Origin of the sequence: Rosistilla ulvae, from assembly GCF_007741475.1 — a bacterium.
Taxonomy (GTDB): Bacteria; Planctomycetota; Planctomycetia; order Pirellulales; family Pirellulaceae; genus Rosistilla; species Rosistilla ulvae.
On record NZ_CP036261.1, the window covers coordinates 5,338,516 to 5,357,415 of the forward strand.

An 18,900-nucleotide genomic window follows, 5' to 3' on the forward strand; every position below is an offset into this window, starting at 1 on the left:
GTCATATTGTCGCACAAAGCGACCGCGGGCACCAACCGGCAACCGTCGGTGGAGCCGATTTCTGCAGAGTCACCAGCCGATCGGGGCGGCTTAGCCTTCTTGGAGCAATTGTTCGACCAGGTCCTCGATCGTCTTGTCCCCCGTCGCACCCTGCCAATTCAATTCGCCTTGCCACCAGTGCCGGATGTACCCCTGTTTGTCGACGACGTAAACGGTTGGCCACATCGTGTTTCCCCAGGCACGCCAGTTTTGCGAGCCGAGGTCGACAAGGATCGGAAACTCCAACTGGCGGTCGACCGCCGCCGCCAGCACCGCTTTTGGATCGCGTTCCCGCGAGGTCTCCGGCGTCTGGATACCGACCACGACGACGCCCTTGTCGCGCAGTTCGCGGTGCCAGCGTTGGTAATGAGCAAAGTTGGCGTGGCAGTTGTGGCATTGGAAAGCATAAAAATGCACCAGCACCACCTTCCCTTTCAGCTCGCGGATCTGCAGCGGAGGCGAATTGAGCCAGTGTTCGACGGCGACGAATTCGGGAGCCATTGGATAGGTCCGCTTCAGCTGGCCGGTGTCGAAGGGCTCTCCCAAAACCTGCCCCAGTTTTTGGATCTGCTGGGTCTTAAGCACCTGTTTGTAGCCCTCGCGTTCCACTGCGACTGCCTTTTGCAATTTCTCGGTCAGGTCGTCGGTCGGCTGTTTGGCGGCGACAGCCTTCTGAAGACGTTGCTCCAAATCGCGGCAGGTCTTTGCCAACGCGATCAGTTTGGTTTGTTGGCCGCGATCGATATCCAACTGCGTCGCCACCTCATCGGTCAACAGCATCCGCACGCCTTGCGAATAACATTCCAGTTGCTTCAGTCGTTGCTGTTGTTTCGCAGATGTGTTGTCGGCGAACCACTTGCGAACCGGTAGCTCGGTCCGATCGATGATCTTGTTCTGTTGGTCGGCAGGCAGCAGACGCGATTGAAACCAAGCTGAATCGACACTTTGGAAGACGTTTTCCAAATCAGCGATCTGCGCTTCGGAGAGCTCCAGTTCGGCGTGGACTTCAGGAGCATGCACCATCGCCAAAAAATAGCGGGGGACCAAATCGTCGGCAGCCGCGGTAAGGGAATCGTCGGCGCGGGCGGCGGTCGCAGCGGCGACGGCAACCATCGCGATGGCGAAGAGGGATTTCATGCGATTGCTCCTGAGCAGGATCCGGCAAGCGGAGAGAAGAGAAGATGAGAACAGTTGCTCGGCGCGACCGGGCAGGCCTACAATTGTACCGCTGCGGCCAGATGCCCTATGTGACTTAGCTCACGCTTTTCGAGAAACCATCGCTCCCAGGAAACGCCCCGATGAGTCTTGCGGTCTTAATTCAAGTCTATGACGAAACGCGTCGACTCGCGATCGCCGGCAGCAACCTGGCCGCCGGGGACTTCCGCTTAACCAAACTAGTGGATCCGTTGGAGAAGTCGGCTGCCAAGGCTCCCGTATTCGGACAGGTTGCCGCGTCGATCCAACGGCTTGTTGATGCGCCGGCCGACGAATCGGCGCAGGCGCTGTTGGACCTCAGCTCCCTCGTCTCGGCCATCCTTTATACGCAGGGGCAAACGACGATCCAGGGCGAACTGGAACCGATCGCCACGTCGAGCCTCGGCACCCAGACGACTCAGGTTTCGGCCAAGTTGATGAAGCCGTTGATCGAAGCCCTCACCTCAACCGGTTCGGGGCGGATGGAAACGATTCGTGAAGCTTTCGACCAGGGAGCGTTTGCCGATTTGCGGATCATCAATTTGGCGGTTGCCGCGTTGGACGATACCTATCCCGAACTTGCCGACTTTGTCGCCGATCGGATCGTGCCCGGCTACGGCGACGCGATCGTGCCGTTGATCGCCGCGGAGATCGACATCAAGGGACGCGCCGGGAACGTGCGGCGGTTGCGAACGCTCTACCGCTTGGATCCGCAAGCCGCTCGCCCGTTGGTGTTGGAGGCATTCGAAAACGGTTCGAAGGATATGAAGATCGCTGCGCTCGGATGCCTTGGCGATTCCGACGACGACCTGCCGCATTTGCATGACCAGGCGAAGGCGCGGTCCAAAGAAGTCCGCCGTGTCGCCCTGGAACGACTGGCCCGATTCAACGACGACAAAACGATCTCGATCTATTCCGCCGCCTTGCAATCGAAGGATCTCGAACTTGCCGCGATTCCGGTCAGTCAAAACAGAAGTGCCACGCTGGCCGAAGTCGCACGCGAAACCGTCCGGCAACAGGCATCCGATTTGCTCGATGCGAAGTCGAGTGGCAAGCTGGGCCCGTCGCTTGTCCGTTTACACACGTTGTTGCTGACGTTGCAAGAACGCAATGACCCGCCGACCTTGGAATTGCTTCAGTGGCTGTTTTCGCAGCACGCTGCGTTGACGAGGCTCAAAGGGACGCCGATCGCCGGAGCCGATGTGGTGCAGCAGTTGACGCAGGTGATGCTCAGCACCGGCGCGGCATCGATGCATCAATTGCTTGTCGAGAGTCGCGATGAATTGCCCGATGACATTTTCGTAAACTGTTTGCGAGCGGGTGTTGAATCGCTGACGCCGCGAGAAGTTTACGAGGTCTTTTCCCCCTATTATCAAGTTGGCAGCAAGGTTCGGGGCAAAGCGAAACAGCGGCACGAAGCGGTCCAGCGGTTCATCGTCTACGGTGGCGATCGCGAGCTCTGGTACATGCACTCCCGCGTCGCCGCGGCGCATCGCGATCGCGAGGGTGACGAAGCCGAGCTCTCTCGACCGCGGGTGTGGGATGCCAATTGGCTCGACGACGCGATCGCGCAAGACGATCTCGAAGCGGTGACCGAACTGGCGATCGCGTCGACACCGCCGCTGGACGAATATCTGTCGACGAAGTTTGCCGCTCTCTTAAAACGAAGCGCCCGCGTCTACGAACTTCGCAACGTCGTCGCCGTGATGATCCGCGTCGGTCACGTCGAAGCAACCGACAGCTGGATCGCGGCGATCGAAAAACTCGGCAGCAAGAGTAGCGGATACGGCCTGTATTGGATAACGCAGTTAGCGGGCGACCTTCCCGAATCAGAGATCGCAAAAGTCGAAGCGATCCTTCCCACGTTGCCCGAATCAGCAGTCGACGAGATCGTCGCCGCCCTCGGCCCGCGCAAACTGGAAGCCGGGACGTAACGCTTCGTTTAACCGCGTGCCCAGCGGGCCGCGCGCTCACGCGCGGGAACGTGGCCGCGCGGGGCGTTGCCACCGCGGTTAAACGATCGAGCATACTTGCACGAAGCGCAAGCGAGTGATCCCGCACGAATCGAACCTAATCGAATCACTCGCTTGCGCGTCGTGCTAGTAGACCGTGCCGAACGCACTTTCGCGGAGCGAAAGGCGACCAACGCTGCGAGTGCCGTCTTTCGCTCCGCGAAAGCACGCGTCGTACTGGTATAGGGCGATCACGGGACGCGTGGGACCGGTTTGACTGCGGTGCCGGGCGTGATGGCGTCGCTGGGGTAAACGATCACGCGATCACCTGGGCTCAGCCCGTCGATAATCTGTGTCTCCGATTCGCTCTGCAAACCGATCTGCACAGGTTGCAGGTTGGCTTTCCCATCGACGATGGACAACACATGCCATTTCCGCTGGTGACGAAATAAAGCACTGTTGGGAATTTGCAGGGCTTTGCTGAGTTCCTTGATCGTGATTCGAGCTTCGATTCGATAACCGTCCCCCAGAGCAGAGATCCTTTCCACCGGTTCGTTGAAGTCGGCGATGATGTTGACGCGTTGCTCTTCGACTCCCAGCGATGAGATCTTTGTGAACGCACCCGGTTCGATCACGCGGACGTTGCCCGCCAACGGCGTATCGCCCCCCCAGTGCTCGACCATCAATTCGGCTCCCGGTTTGATCCGGACCGCGTCGGTGGAGAGGACGTCGATTTCGATCTCCAAATTATGAGGATCGCCTAATTCCAACAGCGGCGTGCCGACAGCGACGACCGTGGAACTCTCTTCAAAAACTCGCAACACGCGACCCGAGATCGGCGCATAGATTTCAAACGGCTCCGCCGACGATTCCTTCTGTTTATCGGAGAATTGATCGACGGCGGCTTCGGCCATCTCTAATTCAAAGCGAGCGATCTCGGTATCAAAACTGGCGGTCTTGATCGCTTGAGCCGCCGCCAATTGCTCGGCCCTGACGACGTCGTATTGTTCTTCCGAGATCGCTCGGCTGCCCAGCAGCGTCTCGGCGCGTTCCAGCTTCGATTGGCTCAGTTCATGGTTGATCCGAGCCTGTTCGGCGTTGGAGTTGGCTCGCTGCAGAGCGGCTTCGGATGCCAAGACTCTTGCGTTCGCTTCGGCTCGCGCCCGCGAGTCGAGGATCGCCGGATCGCTCGGCAGGATCACTGCCAGAAGCGTTTTTTCATCGCAGTGGTCGCCGGCGTCCAGTTCGATTCGAGAGATCCGCCCCGAGACGGGAGCCGAAACGATGTACTTTTCGCGGATCCGCGTCTTGCCGTCCTCTTGCACCGTTACACGTAGCGGGCCGACCGTGGCGGTCGCAAATTCGACGGCGACCGGTTTGGGGATCAATGTGAATGCGCTGGCCAATGCCAGGGCAACGAACATCGTCAACCAGATGAATGTTTTGAGTGAGAACTTCATGATCGGGAAATATCTATTGAGAGTTACTCACGCATCTTCAACACGGCGACAAGATCCAGTTCGATGATCCGCCGCTGCACGATCAAACCCGACAGGAAGGTCGCGACGACAACGACCATCGCGGCCAATGCGAAGGTCTCGCGGCTGACGACCAACGGGATTCGGTAGTTGTCGGTGTCGAGTCCCTCTGCCATCACGCCCGCCAGGCCGTATCCTAATAAACAGCCTATCGGAATCGCACACACAGTAAACAGCCCGATCTCACCCAACAGGACGATTGAGACTTCGCGGCGGGTGAATCCGACGACGCGCATCGTCGCCAAGTCGCGGCTGCGTTCGGACAACGAAATCCGTGCGCTATTGTAGACCACGCCGATCGCGATCACTGCGGCAAACAAAATGATAAACGAACGCATCACTAGCAAGTTTTTGGCGATCGTCTCGTTGAAACTCTCCAACACTGCCAACTTAATCGCAACGCTACCGACCCCTGAGCGCTGCTCCAATTCGCGAAAGACATCCTGCAATCGGCTCGAATCCACCTTCAGATAGGCCCCCGACGCAACCTCCGATTCTTTCAACAACTTGTGCAACTGTTGTTTGTTCATATAGGCGTTGACGCCTGTGTATTCCTCGACGATCGCCGTGACTTCGATCTCCACCGTCGGGCGTTTGTCCTCCAGAATCTCCAGCGTGACAAGATCTCCTCGCTGGGCGCCAAGCAGATCGGCGAGCTTGCTGTTGAGCATGATCCCGAAATCGGGAACCTGGACCACCTGTTCGCGACTGTCTAGCAAGCGATACAACTGAGGATCGTGTTGCAGTCCCAAGATCCCTACCCGCCGCGAGCGGTTCTGGAACTTCACCTCCGCCGCGACCGAGCGCATCGTTTCGCTCTCCTGCACCCCGGGCAAACGGGAAACTTCGTAGACGACCGAGGCGGTCGCCGGTTCTACAAAACTCACCGAGATATCCTGCCGCTGTGCCAGCCGGAATTGAAAGTCCATCATGTAGTTGATCGAATCGAGCGAGAAGTTACCGACGATCATCACCGCAACCGCCATTGCTATTCCGAGGATCGAGAGGCTCGCTTTCAAAGGCTTGCGGGCCACGTTACGAATCACCATCCGAACCTCCGATGGTAGCGATCCGGCCGGGACGATCCGTTCGATCAGCGTGGGGCGATAATTGGCCGGCGGCGCAGGACGCATCGCTTCGGCCGGCGGCAGCGCGATCACTTCGCGAACACTCAACCAAGTGCCGATCAATGCCGCGGCGGTCGTCAACAGAAACGCCAGTGCGATCGCCAACCAATCGACTTGAAATTCGAGCTGCGGGAATTTGTAGAACTCTTCGTACAGATGAACGATATTCGCCGCCATCCAAAAGCCCAGCCCGGCCCCGATCACCGTGCCGGTCAACGAGATCACCAACACCATGTGCAGATAATGCAGGCCGACTTCGACGTGCGTGTATCCAAACGCCTTTAACGCGGCGATCTGTTCTCGCTGTTGAGCGATGATCCGCGAGATCACGATGTTCAGCAGAAACGCAGCGACCGAGAGGAAGATCGCGGGAGCCATGATTGCCGTCGAACGCAGTTGCGCCATTTCGTCGGACAGGAATTGATGCGAGATCTGTTGATCGCGATCGTACGCGCCGACGCTGCCAAACGGTTTGAGCAATCGATCTAACTGGTCGATCACCTCGTCGACGTTGCTGTCGTAGGCGAGCTTCAGCGTGACACTGTTAAACGCACCGGTCATGTCCAGTGCCGCTTCGAGATCGCGTTGGTTGATCCAGAAGACGCCAAACCGCTTGTTGTCGGGCATGATGCTGCCCGGTTGCACCTGAAGCACGTATTCGGGCGAGAGGGCGACGCCGACGATTTTCAGCGTTTGACGCCGGCCATTGATGATCGCATCGACGGTGTCGCCGGCGACAAAGCCGTGGGCATCGGCAAAAACTTCGGAAACGACGACCTCTCCGGTTCGGCCCGCTTCGAGCATGCGGCCGCGAGCGATGTACAGCTTATTCAGCACCGCGTCGCCGTATTCTGGGACCGAGATCAGCCGAGCGGTTGCGGGATCGGCCATCTCCGGAACGTCCAGCAGCACGTCGTCGACGATCCGAGCTTCGACCGACGCGACGCCCGAGATCTGTGCGATCCGCGGCAGCATCGTGTCGGGGACGCGGCGGGCCGACGAAAAAACATCCGCAAATCGGAACTCGCGATAAAACGAATCTTTGCTCGTCGCCAGCGATGCGTAGGAACACATCGACATCACAAACGTCGCCACTCCGGCAGCGATCACCAGCACGATCGCGACCACTTGGCCTTTCATCTGCATCAGGTCGCGAATCAATTTGCGATCGAGCTTTAACATTCAGGCCGCCGATTCGTATCGGGTAGCTCACGCCGACGGGCGTCGCTTGGGATCACCATTGCAACGCCTGAGCCGATCGTTTGTCGGTGTTGGTCTGCACGCCCGCGATCTGCCCATCGGACAGCGAGATCACGCGATCGGCCATCTGCGCGATCACGGCATTGTGCGTGATCACGGCAGTCGTGGTTCCCAGTTCGCGATTGATCCTGGCGATCGCTTCCAAGACGACGATCCCGGTGTGAACGTCTAACGCGCCGGTTGGTTCATCGCACAACAAGACCTTCGGTTTCTTAGCGATCGCCCGCGCGATCGCCACTCGCTGTTGTTCGCCGCCGGACAATTGAGCGGGAAAGTGATTTGCTCGGTCACGCAATTGCACCAGTTCCAAGGCTTCCAACGGATCCATCGGCGAACTGGCGATCTCGGTGATCAGTTCGACATTTTCTCGAGCTGTCAGGCTGGGGATCAGATTGTAGAACTGGAAGACAAATCCGACGCTCTGCCGCCGGTATTGGGTGAGTTCGGCATCGTCGCTTGCTGTCAGCTCGCGGTCCAAATAATGAACCGTTCCGGAGGTCGGCGTATCGAGCCCGCCGAGGATGTTTAATAACGTCGACTTGCCGCTGCCCGAGGCGCCCAGCAAAACGATGAACTCGCCGTCGAACAGGTCCAACGAAACGCCTCGCAGCGCGTGCACCTGGACTTCTCCCATGCGATAGATCTTCGCGACGTCGACAGCTCGGAAAACTGCGGTTTGCGAGCCTGCGTGCGACATCGGTTACTTTGAAAAAATGGGGCTAAAGGACGGAGAGAATTTGAAGACGGATTGGCCGTTGGAGTCGAGCCTTCAGGCGAACTCTTCTGCGATGAATCGGAGCATCGATCGGCTAAAGCCTCCACTCCAGCGGCTATTATCGATGGGAACCGAGTCCGCGTACACCCAAAACGTCCGTCGATTCTTGGCATGAGTTTTGCGACAATGCAAAACAACGCGGCGAATTACGCCAAGATCGACAACCTGGAACGAATTCCTTTCCGAATCAACGCTCGCAAGCTGCCAAGGTGAACCAATATGAATACCTATCAACCGCAAACGCACTCGACCACGATCGGCTACATCTGTTGGATCTTCGGATTTTTTGGAGCCCACCGATTCTACTTCGGTCGCCCGATCAGTGGCACGATCTGGGCGTTTACCCTCGGCTTCTTCTTGATCGGTTGGATCATCGATCTGTTCCTGATCCCAAGCATGAGCCGCACGGCGAACCTACGTTACAACAGCGGTCCGTTTGACTTCAACGTCGCTTGGATTCTGCTGACGTTTCTTGGGGTGTTTGGAATCCACCGCTTCTACATGGGCAAGTGGCTGACCGGCCTGTTGTGGCTCTGTACCGGCGGACTATTCATGTTTGGATATCTATACGACATGTGGACACTTAACGCACAGGTCAGCGAATGCAATTACGAGGCTTACGCTGGCCAATCGGCGATGACGATGGGTTAGTCCTCTCGTTGCAGAGTCGTCCCTGGCAGGTGATCCTTTAGATTCACCATTCGCACCTCGGGGATGCCTTCGATGAATTGCGGAAAGGCGGCGTCGACGATCTCGCGTCGCGCGGCCTCCGGCCAATCGATCTCCTTTGCGACGGAGCAGCTCTTTAAAAGCACTAGATCCGTCGCTTCTAACTGTTGAGCCAGCAGGGCTGCGATCGAATCGGTGGTCGTCGCCCAGTTCGTTGGCAGACTGATCGGACCGCGCGAGTTTGGACCGTAAAACGCATCGACAGCGACCAACGCCGCAGATCGGTCTCTGGAATCGTGGCTCCATCGATTCAGGGTTGTCGCGTCGCCGATCGGGACAAGCTCGGGCATCAGCTCCGCCACGATCTCGAAGGTGTGTCGCAACAGCCGAATGCAACGCCAATGCATCGCGGCGAGATCGAGTTCAAAGCGTCGATCCATCGCTCGCATCACGTCGATCAGTTCTCCGCCGCCTACGATGATCGCTGTCTTCCGCTGTGTCTGAGCCGTCAACCATCGCCGAACCGCCACCTCGAGGTCGGCGTTGATCAATAGACTGCCGCCGAGCTTGACGACTCGGATGGGAGGCTTTTTGTCGGTCATGCGAAAGTCGCCTCGGCGAGGCAGGCGAGCGCGTAAGCCGGACCGACACGGGACCGCTCGGCCCCTAGCTCTTGAGTCAGCGAAATCTGCCGCGCCACCGACTTGGGCAACAACCATTCGCCATGCCCGGCGATGACCCACGCGGATGAATCGCTTGCAACTTTGGCGATTCCCGTGGCGATGCGATCTTTCAAAATCGCTTCAATCTGATTGGATGCGAGGACCGCGTCGTCAAAAGTGAAGCTGCGGTGATCCAGGCCAAACATGCGGGCGATCCGATTGACGCTGTTCTCGACAGTTCGCGGCTTTCCATCGGCCGAATCACAATTCTCGGGCATCGCTGCGGTTCGACCCAGGACCAAAAAACAATCGTCGGTCGTTGCGAAGAACTCCGCCATCACAGGAATGTCGCGTCCCCGAAACGGCAGGGACGAAGTCAGACCGCACAGTGGAGTTCGCCCGACGCCAAGGTAGAGTAATTCGGAACGTTCCAGACGGTCGACGTCGGTCCGCGAACGCGTTTGCACGCCGCGGGAATCGATTGCGATCAGATCGGTTGTCGTCGACCCGATGTCGATCATCAATCCGGTTTCATTGTCACCGAGATATCGTGCGGCGTAGCTGGCCGTCGCGTGCCAGTTCGCCGCCGCGACGTCGTCTGGTGACGACTTCGCCTCATCGGCTCGCAGCCATTGGCCATCCAAGCTGTAGATGCACAGTGGATCGACGCCGGCGGACGCTTTCAATTGCGTGGCTTCAACGACGGCGTCGACGATCTGGCGAACACCTTGCGAGCGATCGAGGAAACAGTCGGCCAGTTCGCCGGTCATCGTCAGGGCGTATCGCGTTGCTGCGGTTGGAGTTGGCAGCAACTGTCTCAGTTGATCCGCTAGACGTTCGGGATACTTCCACAACGCAAAGGATTCGGCGGACGTCCAGCCCGAGGTATCGGCGGCTTTGATGTTGGCACCGCCGACGTCGATTCCGATCCAACGCATGTCGGGCGGTTCGGATTTCGAGGCGGCTGCTTGGGCCAACATGGCGTCGTTCATTGCGATTGCGGAATTTTGGATGGGTTGCGGCGGCAGGGGCCGGAGCCGGTCGGCGATATGTCGACACGCCCCGCCCCGTCCCAACGGACTGCGGAAACCGAGCCATCAAGAACCGGCGGTGCCGCGTCGAGGCCGAACATTGTTGCAGCAAGATTGCTTTTCATCAAATGGCGAACGCCAACATAAGAGGTCGTCAATCGAGGATTGATCTCGATCACGACATCGTTGCGCGGGTCGTCGGCGAGAACTAGATCGACGCCAACGTAGCCGACCGGGCTGGCGGCATCGGCGCAGAGCGACGATCGGTCGATCAGGGCATCGAGCGCAGCGGCTGCTAACGATTCGGCACGGTCGACGATCGCGGCGGGGAGCGGGCATTTGCCACCGTGATAAGTGAAACAGGGGGACTCGATTTTCTGCAAACAGGCTGGCAACCAATGGATCCCGACGGGAGTCACGATCGCGGCGATGCTGACCGCTTGCCCAGGGTGATAGGCTTGGATAATCCAGTCACCGGTGCGGCGTCGGCGTTGGTTGTCGGCGTGGGTGAAGGAGCCAAAACGCTGAATCTCGATCGCTCCGCAGCCGTCGTTTGGTTTCATGATCCATCCCTTGTCCCTTGTCTTCTGCGGAGCTTGCCGTGGGCCAAAGGAGATCGGATGAGGAATCTTCGCTTCCCGTAAACGTTGGCTCAGTTGTAATTTGTCGGTTGCCGAAGCGAGGAAGTTGGCATTCCCTGCGATCACGTTGCGGCCGAAGCCTCGAAACGCGGCGACTAATTTATAGAGCAGCCGATCGGATTCCGGTGCGATCAGGATCGCGGCGTCGCAGTCGGCCGACGCGGCCAACCATTGCGAGATCAGGTCGGCGGAGCTATCGACCGGGATCGTTTGGATCGACTCGTCGATGCGATGGGGCAAACGGGAGTCGATCGTCGTGACCACGCGGGCACATCGGTTTGCGTCGTCGCAGATCGCGTGATGCATGGCGGTTCCTTCGGCCAGCAAGCTCTGCGGAAGCGAGGCCAAGGGAGTTGAAACGAGACCACCGCCGATTGTGTATTCACCAATGAAGACCTGCATGATAAACCTGCCCTGAATATGATTGCCGGTGCCAGTCGCGAAGCTTGGTGATGTCGACTGGCATGTTAATGCGAGTCCCCAGACTTAATTCGAGTTGCCAGCGATTGCAAGTCTTGACCGCGAAGTGCCCCTTCGACCAATTCGGGTAAACGATCGGGAGTGCAGGCGAAACAGGGGATGCCCAGAGCGGACAGTCGCCGGGCGAGGGCTTCGTCAAAACAGGGCGTGCCGCTGTCGGAGAGGGCCAACAGGCACAGAACGCGGACTCCCGATTCGACCATCTCGCCCAATCGACGGACCAATTGCGATTGGTTGCCCCCTTCGAACAGATCGGTCAGCAGGATGAACAGCGTCTCGCTCGGTTCGGTGATAAATTGTTCACAGTAGGCGACCGATTTGTTGATGTCGGTGCCGCCGCCCAATTGAACGCCAAAAAGCATGTCGACCGGATCGTCGCCGCAGGTCTCGGTTAGGTCGACGACTTCGGTGTCAAAGGCGACGACGTGTGTCTTCAGGGCGGGGAGGCTGGCGAAGATCGAACCGGTGACCGCGCCGTAGACAACCGAATCGGCCATCGAACCGCTCTGATCCATATCGACGATCACGGTCCAGTTGTTCGTCCGTTGGGCCCGCGAATAGAAATAGACCCGTTCGGGAATCAAGCGTCCCAATTGGGCGTTGTAGTTTTTCAGATTCCGCCCGATCGTCCACTTCCAATCGATGCTGTTGGCGTGCGGGATCGGAGAGTGTTCGTTCCGATTGAGCGCCCCTTGGACCGCTTGCCGGATCCGTTGTTCCAGCGTGAGTTTGATCTTGTCGGCGACCGCTCGGACGACCATCCGCGCCGTCTCTTTGGTTCGCTCGGGAATCTGACCACCAAGACTCAACAGCGTCCCGACCAGTTGCACGTTGGGCTGAACGTTTTTGAGTAGTTCCGGTTCCAGCAACAAACCCCGCATCCCTTTGCGGTCGATCGCATCCTGTTGGATCACGGCGACGACGTCTTCGGAAAAGTAGGTGCGGATGTCGCCGAGCCATTTTGCCAACCGAGGTGAGGATCCGCCCGAACCGGCTGAACGCTTGCCGCCCGATTCGGAACCTTCCTGCGTCTGGTCGTAGATCGCCGCCAAGGCTTCGTCCATCAATTGCTGATCGGCGTCGAGGGAAAGGTCGCCGCCGCCGTACTGGTTCAGCAGATCCTGCGAGCTTGCTCCGAGGATCAAACGCCAGCGGCAAAGCTGTTCGGGAGCGATTGGTTTGGGAGTCGCCATCGGGTGTGGACCTGATCGAAGTGCCTGTGAACGGAGCAAGCGCGCGAACTTGGGTACTTGTTAATCCAGATGTTGTGTGCGGGCCAAATTGCCTAAATTCGCGTTGCCGTAAGACGCAATTTTAGCGTTTGGATTTCAGCGGTGGACTGCTCACCGCGATCCGGCACGAGTAAAGGAGAGATGCTGCAGTGGCGCGGTAGGACGCGAGCACAAGAAGCATAACGCATCGGATGCTGGCATTAAACGAATTCGTTCGATTTTTGAACATTTACTGACGTTCGGAACAAACTTTGCGGAGCACCTTCGATGTCCAGTCTGCGGAATATCTTTTACTCATGGAGGAATAAATGATTCACTCAATCAATCGCGACCAAGTGAAGCGTCTTGCCGGATTGCAAGGCACGCCCCACGTCACACTCTTTTTGCCTGCATCCCCCGACAGCGCGTTGGCATCCGATGGCAACATCGGTTTGAGTCAATTGATCGAAAAGTCGCATCAACAGTTGGCCCAGTTTTGGATGTCGGCGACAGATGCCCACGATTTCTTGCGGCCGCTGTGCGATCTTCAAGAGGACCCTACTTTCCGGGAGGCGCAGAGCGGAGGTGTTGCAATTTACTTGTCGGGCGACACTTTTGAAGTTGTTCCAGGCTACGACCAACCCGACTCTCGAGCCGTCGTTGCCGGCACGTTTTGTCTCCGCCCGATGCTGTTGGCGGAGAACCAATTCGCCGACTTTTATCTGCTGACGATCAGCAAACAACAATTAGCATTTTATCGCGCCACGTTGTCCGAGATTACCCAGATCCATACTGCTGGACTCCCGGTCAATTTCGAGGCTGCGCTTCGCACGGTTGTAGGCGAACCGATGTTAGTGCACACCGGAATGGAAGCTTTGCAACGTTCGCCGGAGGCGGCTTTCGATGAACTCGAGGACCAAGTCGACCCTCTTGCCCCTGCGTTTATCGAATATATCCAACAAGTCGATGAAGCGGTGTGTGCATATCTGCACGATCGTTCCGGTTTCTTGATCCTTGCCGGATCCGAAGCGGACACAGCACTCTATCGCGAACACAGTGTCTGTTCGCAACGTGTTGGGAAGGTGATGACGGGCAATATCGATCAATATTCCCCCGAAAAGCTGCTTCGCGAAGCGTTGCCGTTGGCCGTCGATCAACTGCAACTGCAGCGTGATTCCGACGCCCGCGAGTTCCGTGAGCGGAAACGCCCAGTCACGCTTGATGCACGGGAGATATTGTGTGCCGCACAGGTGGGACGAATTGACACACTATTCTTCGATCGCGACGCGACGCTCTACGGAAGCTTCCACCGGGAGCGAAATGTGTTGCAGGAAAGTGGTCAACCACCGCAGGGGCGGCCGAGCGAGGAGTGTCGCGATTTGATCGAGTCGGCGATGGTGCAGACGATCATCCATGGCGGCCGGATCCACGCAGCACCGGCTAGCGATATGCCGGTCCGAGCGAAGATGGCGGCGACGCTGAAGTATTGATCGGCGTCGATCTTCTACCTGGCGCAAAACGCAGTGTTTCCACTGCGTAGCGCGCCGGTGGTGGAGGCAACGGCGTGCGGCAATCCCCGTCGTGAGCCTACGTCCGTTTCCGCGGACGGTTGAATTTGTCCCGCGCACTGCGCACCGCGTCGGCAAACTGGAGCACTTCTTCGGGAGTGTTATAGAAGTAGAAACTGGCCCGAGTCGAAGCCGAGATCTGCAGCAATTCGTGTAGTGGCATGGCACAGTGGTGCCCCGCGCGGACGGCGATTCCGCGTCGATCGAGCCATTGCGAGATGTCGTGCGGATGAACTCCGTCGATCGCAAAACTGACGATCCCCGCTTTGTGTTTTGGGGCGGGACCCAGGATGTGCACCCCTTCGATTTCTTGGAGTGCTTCGTGTGCGATGGTGCACAGTTGCAGCTCGTAGGCGTGAATCCGATCGAGACCGACGGCATCGACGTAATCGATCGCCGCGGCCAGGCCGATTGCTTCGGCAATCGCTGGCGTTCCGGCTTCGAACTTCTCGGGCAAACCGGCCGGTTCAAAACCGGATGTGGTCACGCGGTGGATCATCGCTCCGCCGCCGAGGAACGGAGGCATCGCGTCGAGCAGTTGTTGCTTGCCATGCAAGACGCCGATCCCTGTTGGCCCACAGACCTTGTGTCCACTGAAGGTCACGAAATCGGCGTTCCATCGATTCACATCGACCTTCGCGTGCGGGACCGCTTGGGCCGCATCGACCAGCGTCACCGCTCCGGCATCGCGGGCTTTGGCGACCAATTCGGCGACAGGATTGATCGTCCCCAACACGTTGCTGGCGGCGGTTACGGCGACCAACTTCGGTTGCAGGTCGGCCAGCCGCCTGTCGAACGATTCGATGCACAGCCGGCCGTCTTCGGTCAGCGGAGCGAATTCGACGCGGCAACCGGTCCGCTGGGCAAGCTGTTGCCAGGGGACGATGTTGGCGTGATGTTCCATCATCGTCGTTAGGATCACATCGCCCGATTTGATGTTTGCATCGCCCCAGCTGCGAGCGACGAGATTGATCGCGGCGGTTGTGCCAGGTGTGAAGATCAGTTCGCACTCGTTTACAACCGATAGGAACCGGGCGACTCGCAGCCGAGCGTCTTCGTATTGCTGCGTCGATTCTTCGCTGAGCGTATGGATGCCGCGATGGACGTTTGCATAATAGCCCTCGTAACAGGCATCCATCGCATCGATGACCGCTTGCGGCCGCTGGGTGCTGGCGGCGTTGTCGAGATAGACCAACGGCACGCCCTCGCGCAGCTGGCGCGAGAGGATAGGAAAGTCTTGGCGATAGGCCGCAGCATCGATCGCCAGCGGAGAGCGTTCTGTCGTATTCAATTTGGTTCCAATGATGGTTGTCAGTTTTCCTCGCCGAGATGTGGGCCGCCAAAGGTCGGTCCGTCGCCGAATTCATCCAGCGGCGATTGCAGCGCCAATTGCAGCACCCGCCAGGCCAACAGGCCACACTTTTGTTGGCTGACCGCGATCGAAGGACCTAACAGTTCCAACATCGCCCGGGTGTCGAAGTCGCGGATCGCGTCGGGCGTCATCGCTTCGATCGTCTCCATCAACATCGATGCAGCGGCTTGGCTGACCACACACCCGTCGCCGTCGAACCACGCCTCTTCGATCTGGCCATCGCTGGGGCTGATTCTCAGTTGCACCTGCATCGTGTCGCCGCACAACGAATTTTCTCCCTCGGCCACGTGCGTCGCCGCTTCGCAATCGCCACGGTGGTAGGGATCCTCAAAATGATCGATCAACGTCTGATCGATCGCTCCATAAGAATTCGACATGGTGGCGGCTGTAGAGGTTCGGTTAGGCGAGTGATCCGCGGGGTCAAAGGGCGGTCGGCGAGAGATCGTTCCCACCACTGTCAGTTTATTGACTGGGGCGGGCAGACGATAGGAGCCGACCGGCTGAGCCTGCTCGACGGCCTGCTTTCATTATAGGAGAGAGGCTAGGATCGGCGTCGCCCCTGCTGAAGTTCCGCCGGCAGTCGAGTGGCTCTTCCATCGGAGCGAACGCATGCGATCACCGATTCGGCGAATACCAGCAACTGGTCGTCACGGAAGATCTCGTACCGATGGCGGATCCTCGCACCGTGAGCTTCCAAGACCGTTGTCGTCAGCGTCAGCTCGTCGTCGAATTCCGCCATCTGGTGGTATTTGACGTTCATCTCGGCGACGACCAGCATCCGCCCGTCGGCTTCGAACTGTTTGTAGCTGGAGCCCAAACTGCGGAGCAATTCGACGCGGCCACGCTCGAAATAATTGAGATAGTTGGCGTGATGAACGCGTCCCTGGCCATCGGTTTCGTGATAGTTGACGCGGATCGTGAGCGTGTGTTGTTGTGACATGTTGAGCGTTTGTGATGGAGGCGGTGGGCCGGCCCAAGGGATCGCTTGGACCGGCAGTCTTATGAAAAGCGAAAAGATCAAACGCTGGGGGTGAAGTCGTCTTCGGCGGTCAGTCGAGCTGCGAAGTTGGCCAACAGTTCGGCCGCGCTGTCGAGGTCGTTCATCGAAACCGTTTCGACGGCGCTGTGCATGTAGCGGTTAGGAATCGCGACCAAGCCGGTCGCCACGCCACCGCTGCTGATCTGCAACGCGTTGGCATCGTTGGGCGTCGCTCGCCCCGCCGCAGCCATCTGATACGGGATCCGCAGTTCGTCGGCGATCTGCACCAACCGCTGCACGACTTTCGGATTCATGTTGGGGCCGCGGAAAATTACCGGTCCGCCACCAAGCTTGATGTCTCCCTGCTGGGTCTTGTCGATCGTGGGGCAATCGGTCGCGTGAGTGACGTCGACGGCGATCCCGACGTGCGGCTTGATGCTAGCGGCGGCTGTCGTGGCACCACGCAAACCGATCTCTTCTTGAACGGTCGAGACACTGTAGATGCCGCAGGTGGGAGCCATTCCAGCGGCGCGGCGGAGCGCTTCGATGACGACCCACATGCCGGTCTTATTGTCCATTCCGGGACCCGAGATCAAGCCTTCCTGCAGTTGAGTCATTTCCAGTTTGAGCGTGACCGGATCGCCGATGCGAACCAATTCCGACGCCGATTGTTGGTCCTTGGCACCGATATCGATCCACAGCTCGTTCAGATTCACAACCTTCTTCCGCTCGGCATCGTTCAGCAGATGGATCGGTTTCCGGGCGATCGATCCGGGGATCGGGCCGGTTTTCGTCCAGACGATCATCCGCTGGCCGATCAATTGTTGCGGATCCCAGCCGCCAATCGTCTGGGCGTACAGAAAACCTAACTCATCAATATACGTGACAAGCATCCCGATCTGGTCGCAGTGCCCGGCAAACATCAGTCGCGTGTCGGCGTCGGGGTTGACGATCGCCATCACGTTGCCGTGGACGTCGGTGCGCACTTCATCGGCAGCGGGCTGAATGTATTCGCGGACCAGGGCTTGGATCCGTTCTTCGTAACCCGAGGGGCTGGGGGTCTCGATGGCGGATTTCAGAAAAGCGTCGGCAGCGGGATTGAGTTGGTCGAGGCGGGACAATGGAACATCCTTTTCAATCATTGGTGCGGTTTGATGATCCCCCGATTATCGCGGCTCCTGCAGACTTGGAAAGCCGTCGATGCCCCGAACCAGCTCTTTCAGGTTCCGCGGGTTCTGGCCGAGATCCCCTTTGCCCAGCCGCGATTGGCTCTCGGCATCCAGCTGCGCCCCGCCGTCGACCGGCGAAATGCGGACCTGAATGTCATCGACGTAGCGGAACAGCGAGGTCGTGCGCGTCAGGTGCAGTTCGGTTCCGTCGGGGCCGCCACGCTGTCGTTCCACTTGCCAGTGGGGTGTCGTTTCTACAAACGACAGAACGCGGGCGGCCAGCTGGCCCACCGATTCGGCTGCCAAAACCGGCCGCAATAGCGGATCGTCCGCCGCCGGATCGAGCTGTGCGTGATTCGTCGTGAAATCGCGGCTCCAGTCGTCGACTTGCCAAAAGACCCACCCGGTGACCAGCAGGACAATCGCTCCGATCGCAATTCCCATCCTCTTCCTCATGATGTTTCGGTTCACGATCGCGTCGTTTGCTTTGCAGGGCGAGTGGCCGAGTCGCCACTGCAGCGTCCCAATCCAGTGCGACTCATAATTCCCTGTCGCGCCTGATTTGTCAATTCAGTCGAGCGTGGAGGCAAGGCAAATCACGGCTTCAATTTGAGGTATCCGCTGGCACGCGCTACCCCGGAGACTGCACCCGCTGATTGGTTTGCGTCCCTAGTGCGAAAGCCTTAGTCCTGGGAGGCATTGGAGTTACCACACTTCAAAGTCCACACAGGCCAAGGCTTCGCTGTGGCAAAGAGTAGACGCCCCCCGCTCTGAAACGCCTCCGTCGCCAAGCCGTAGAAGTCGATTTTGATGGCGGTGCTTGGACTTCCGATGGCGGCTTGTTACTTCTGCGTGAGGCCGACCAGCGGCTGGATTTGATTCGTCGAATCGACCAGGCGATCCCAGATCCTCGAGATCCCGTCTACACGGTCCATCCGCAAACTGAAAACCTCACCAGTCGCATCATCGGGATCGCCGCTGGCTACGAAGATGCCAACGATCACGACCGCCTAAGGCATGATCCGGCTGTGCCGCAGCGACTGGCCTTCCCCAATCGCACCGGCCAGCATCGTTCCCAGCGACAGCAGTCTGACCAGGGAAAGAAGGACCCTACGTGCTCACGCAAACCCGACCGATCAAAAGAGCAACTCTTCTGCTCGCTCGCCCATAGCCAATCAAAAAGACTTATTTAGCGATGGGTGGATGCAATATCCGGCCTAGCACGTGCCGGCT

17 protein-coding genes are annotated in these 18,900 nt (G+C 58.5%); 4 read left to right on the forward strand and 13 right to left on the reverse strand.

Annotation, left to right across the window (positions count from 1 at the left end; genetic code table 11):
* Positions 1-90 precede the first annotated feature (90 nt).
* Positions 91-1,176 carry a redoxin domain-containing protein gene (locus tag EC9_RS18790; RefSeq protein ID WP_145347638.1) on the reverse strand — a complete coding sequence of 362 codons (1,086 nt, stop codon included), beginning with the start codon at positions 1,174-1,176 and terminating at the stop codon, positions 91-93.
* A 161-nt stretch (positions 1,177-1,337) separates the two neighbouring features.
* On the opposite strand from EC9_RS18790, the gene EC9_RS18795 reads away from it, so the two are divergent.
* Positions 1,338-3,167, forward strand: a complete 1,830-nt coding sequence (locus EC9_RS18795; RefSeq protein ID WP_145347639.1) for a hypothetical protein — start codon at positions 1,338-1,340, stop codon at positions 3,165-3,167.
* Between the two features lie 269 nt (positions 3,168-3,436).
* On the opposite strand, the gene EC9_RS18800 is transcribed toward EC9_RS18795, so the two are convergent.
* From EC9_RS18800 to EC9_RS18810, 3 genes are read right to left on the reverse strand one after another with little or no spacing between them, the layout of a single operon-like run.
* The gene (locus EC9_RS18800) at positions 3,437-4,645 is read right to left on the reverse strand and encodes an efflux RND transporter periplasmic adaptor subunit (protein ID WP_145347641.1); all 1,209 of its coding nucleotides are present in this window, start codon (positions 4,643-4,645) and stop codon (positions 3,437-3,439) included.
* A gap of 23 nt (positions 4,646-4,668) precedes the next feature.
* Positions 4,669-7,032 (reverse strand): ABC transporter permease, encoded by a 2,364-nt coding sequence (locus EC9_RS18805; RefSeq protein WP_145347643.1) that lies wholly within the window; start codon positions 7,030-7,032, stop codon positions 4,669-4,671.
* 52 nt (positions 7,033-7,084) lie between these two features.
* Positions 7,085-7,807, reverse strand: coding sequence for an ABC transporter ATP-binding protein (locus EC9_RS18810; RefSeq protein WP_145099195.1), 723 nt, complete (start codon positions 7,805-7,807; stop codon positions 7,085-7,087).
* Between the two features lie 297 nt (positions 7,808-8,104).
* Here EC9_RS18810 and EC9_RS18815 point away from each other — a divergent pair, with 297 nt between their 5' ends.
* Positions 8,105-8,536 (forward strand): TM2 domain-containing protein, encoded by a 432-nt coding sequence (locus tag EC9_RS18815; RefSeq protein WP_145347645.1) that lies wholly within the window; start codon positions 8,105-8,107, stop codon positions 8,534-8,536.
* Here the strand turns inward: EC9_RS18815 and EC9_RS18820 are convergent.
* The 4 genes from EC9_RS18820 to EC9_RS18835 all read right to left on the reverse strand — a co-directional run bounded on the left by EC9_RS18820 (position 8,533) and on the right by EC9_RS18835 (position 12,561).
* Positions 8,533-9,156: an amino acid kinase family protein gene (locus tag EC9_RS18820; RefSeq protein WP_145347647.1), complete on the reverse strand. Its 624-nt coding sequence runs from the start codon at positions 9,154-9,156 to the stop codon at positions 8,533-8,535. The genes EC9_RS18815 and EC9_RS18820 overlap by 4 nt on opposite strands.
* Positions 9,153-10,208 carry a hydantoinase/oxoprolinase family protein gene (locus EC9_RS18825; RefSeq protein ID WP_145347650.1) on the reverse strand — a complete coding sequence of 352 codons (1,056 nt, stop codon included), beginning with the start codon at positions 10,206-10,208 and terminating at the stop codon, positions 9,153-9,155. The genes EC9_RS18820 and EC9_RS18825 overlap by 4 nt, the downstream gene beginning before the upstream one ends.
* A complete protein-coding gene (locus tag EC9_RS18830) occupies positions 10,205-11,290 on the reverse strand; it encodes an ATP-grasp domain-containing protein (RefSeq protein WP_145347652.1) in 1,086 nt (361 codons plus the stop codon). Before EC9_RS18830 ends, EC9_RS18825 begins: the two co-directional genes overlap by 4 nt.
* A 65-nt stretch (positions 11,291-11,355) precedes the next feature.
* The gene (locus tag EC9_RS18835) at positions 11,356-12,561 is read right to left on the reverse strand and encodes a VWA domain-containing protein (protein WP_145347654.1); all 1,206 of its coding nucleotides are present in this window, start codon (positions 12,559-12,561) and stop codon (positions 11,356-11,358) included.
* A gap of 347 nt (positions 12,562-12,908) precedes the next feature.
* Between EC9_RS18835 and EC9_RS18840 the strand changes: the two genes are divergently transcribed.
* Positions 12,909-14,069: a baeRF3 domain-containing protein gene (locus tag EC9_RS18840; protein ID WP_145347656.1), complete on the forward strand. Its 1,161-nt coding sequence runs from the start codon at positions 12,909-12,911 to the stop codon at positions 14,067-14,069.
* 97 nt (positions 14,070-14,166) lie between these two features.
* Here the strand turns inward: EC9_RS18840 and EC9_RS18845 are convergent, their stop codons facing one another.
* The 5 genes from EC9_RS18845 to EC9_RS18865 form a co-directional block, all read right to left on the reverse strand.
* Positions 14,167-15,438, reverse strand: a complete 1,272-nt coding sequence (locus EC9_RS18845; protein ID WP_145347658.1) for an aminotransferase class V-fold PLP-dependent enzyme — start codon at positions 15,436-15,438, stop codon at positions 14,167-14,169.
* A 20-nt stretch (positions 15,439-15,458) separates the two neighbouring features.
* Positions 15,459-15,896 carry an iron-sulfur cluster assembly scaffold protein gene (locus tag EC9_RS18850; RefSeq protein ID WP_145347660.1) on the reverse strand — a complete coding sequence of 146 codons (438 nt, stop codon included), beginning with the start codon at positions 15,894-15,896 and terminating at the stop codon, positions 15,459-15,461.
* Between the two features lie 164 nt (positions 15,897-16,060).
* On the reverse strand, positions 16,061-16,459 hold the full coding sequence (locus tag EC9_RS18855; RefSeq protein WP_145288299.1) for an acyl-CoA thioesterase: 399 nt from the start codon (positions 16,457-16,459) through the stop codon (positions 16,061-16,063).
* A gap of 77 nt (positions 16,460-16,536) precedes the next feature.
* The gene (locus EC9_RS18860; RefSeq protein ID WP_231745751.1) at positions 16,537-17,619 is read right to left on the reverse strand and encodes a M42 family metallopeptidase; all 1,083 of its coding nucleotides are present in this window, start codon (positions 17,617-17,619) and stop codon (positions 16,537-16,539) included.
* A 45-nt stretch (positions 17,620-17,664) separates the two neighbouring features.
* Complete coding sequence (locus tag EC9_RS18865; RefSeq protein ID WP_145347662.1) at positions 17,665-18,111, reverse strand: DUF1499 domain-containing protein; 447 nt, start codon at positions 18,109-18,111, stop codon at positions 17,665-17,667.
* Between the two features lie 326 nt (positions 18,112-18,437).
* On the opposite strand from EC9_RS18865, the gene EC9_RS18870 reads away from it, so the two are divergent.
* Positions 18,438-18,860: a transposase gene (locus EC9_RS18870; protein WP_145347664.1), complete on the forward strand. Its 423-nt coding sequence runs from the start codon at positions 18,438-18,440 to the stop codon at positions 18,858-18,860.
* The last annotated feature ends 40 nt before the right edge of the window (positions 18,861-18,900 follow it).

What these genes read in the sequence shown, in the direction of transcription:
- EC9_RS18790 (WP_145347638.1), bottom strand. Translation starts at nt 1,176, where the DNA reads ATGAAATCCCTCTTCGCCATCGCGATGGTTGCCGTCGCCGCTGCGACC.
- EC9_RS18795 (WP_145347639.1), top strand. Translation starts at nt 1,338, where the DNA reads ATGAGTCTTGCGGTCTTAATTCAAGTCTATGACGAAACGCGTCGACTC.
- EC9_RS18800 (WP_145347641.1), bottom strand. Translation starts at nt 4,645, where the DNA reads ATGAAGTTCTCACTCAAAACATTCATCTGGTTGACGATGTTCGTTGCC.
- EC9_RS18805 (WP_145347643.1), bottom strand. Translation starts at nt 7,032, where the DNA reads ATGTTAAAGCTCGATCGCAAATTGATTCGCGACCTGATGCAGATGAAA.
- EC9_RS18810 (WP_145099195.1), bottom strand. Translation starts at nt 7,807, where the DNA reads ATGTCGCACGCAGGCTCGCAAACCGCAGTTTTCCGAGCTGTCGACGTC.
- EC9_RS18815 (WP_145347645.1), top strand. Translation starts at nt 8,105, where the DNA reads ATGAATACCTATCAACCGCAAACGCACTCGACCACGATCGGCTACATC.
- EC9_RS18820 (WP_145347647.1), bottom strand. Translation starts at nt 9,156, where the DNA reads ATGACCGACAAAAAGCCTCCCATCCGAGTCGTCAAGCTCGGCGGCAGT.
- EC9_RS18825 (WP_145347650.1), bottom strand. Translation starts at nt 10,208, where the DNA reads ATGAACGACGCCATGTTGGCCCAAGCAGCCGCCTCGAAATCCGAACCG.
- EC9_RS18830 (WP_145347652.1), bottom strand. Translation starts at nt 11,290, where the DNA reads ATGCAGGTCTTCATTGGTGAATACACAATCGGCGGTGGTCTCGTTTCA.
- EC9_RS18835 (WP_145347654.1), bottom strand. Translation starts at nt 12,561, where the DNA reads ATGGCGACTCCCAAACCAATCGCTCCCGAACAGCTTTGCCGCTGGCGT.
- EC9_RS18840 (WP_145347656.1), top strand. Translation starts at nt 12,909, where the DNA reads ATGATTCACTCAATCAATCGCGACCAAGTGAAGCGTCTTGCCGGATTG.
- EC9_RS18850 (WP_145347660.1), bottom strand. Translation starts at nt 15,896, where the DNA reads ATGTCGAATTCTTATGGAGCGATCGATCAGACGTTGATCGATCATTTT.
- EC9_RS18855 (WP_145288299.1), bottom strand. Translation starts at nt 16,459, where the DNA reads ATGTCACAACAACACACGCTCACGATCCGCGTCAACTATCACGAAACC.
- EC9_RS18865 (WP_145347662.1), bottom strand. Translation starts at nt 18,111, where the DNA reads ATGGGAATTGCGATCGGAGCGATTGTCCTGCTGGTCACCGGGTGGGTC.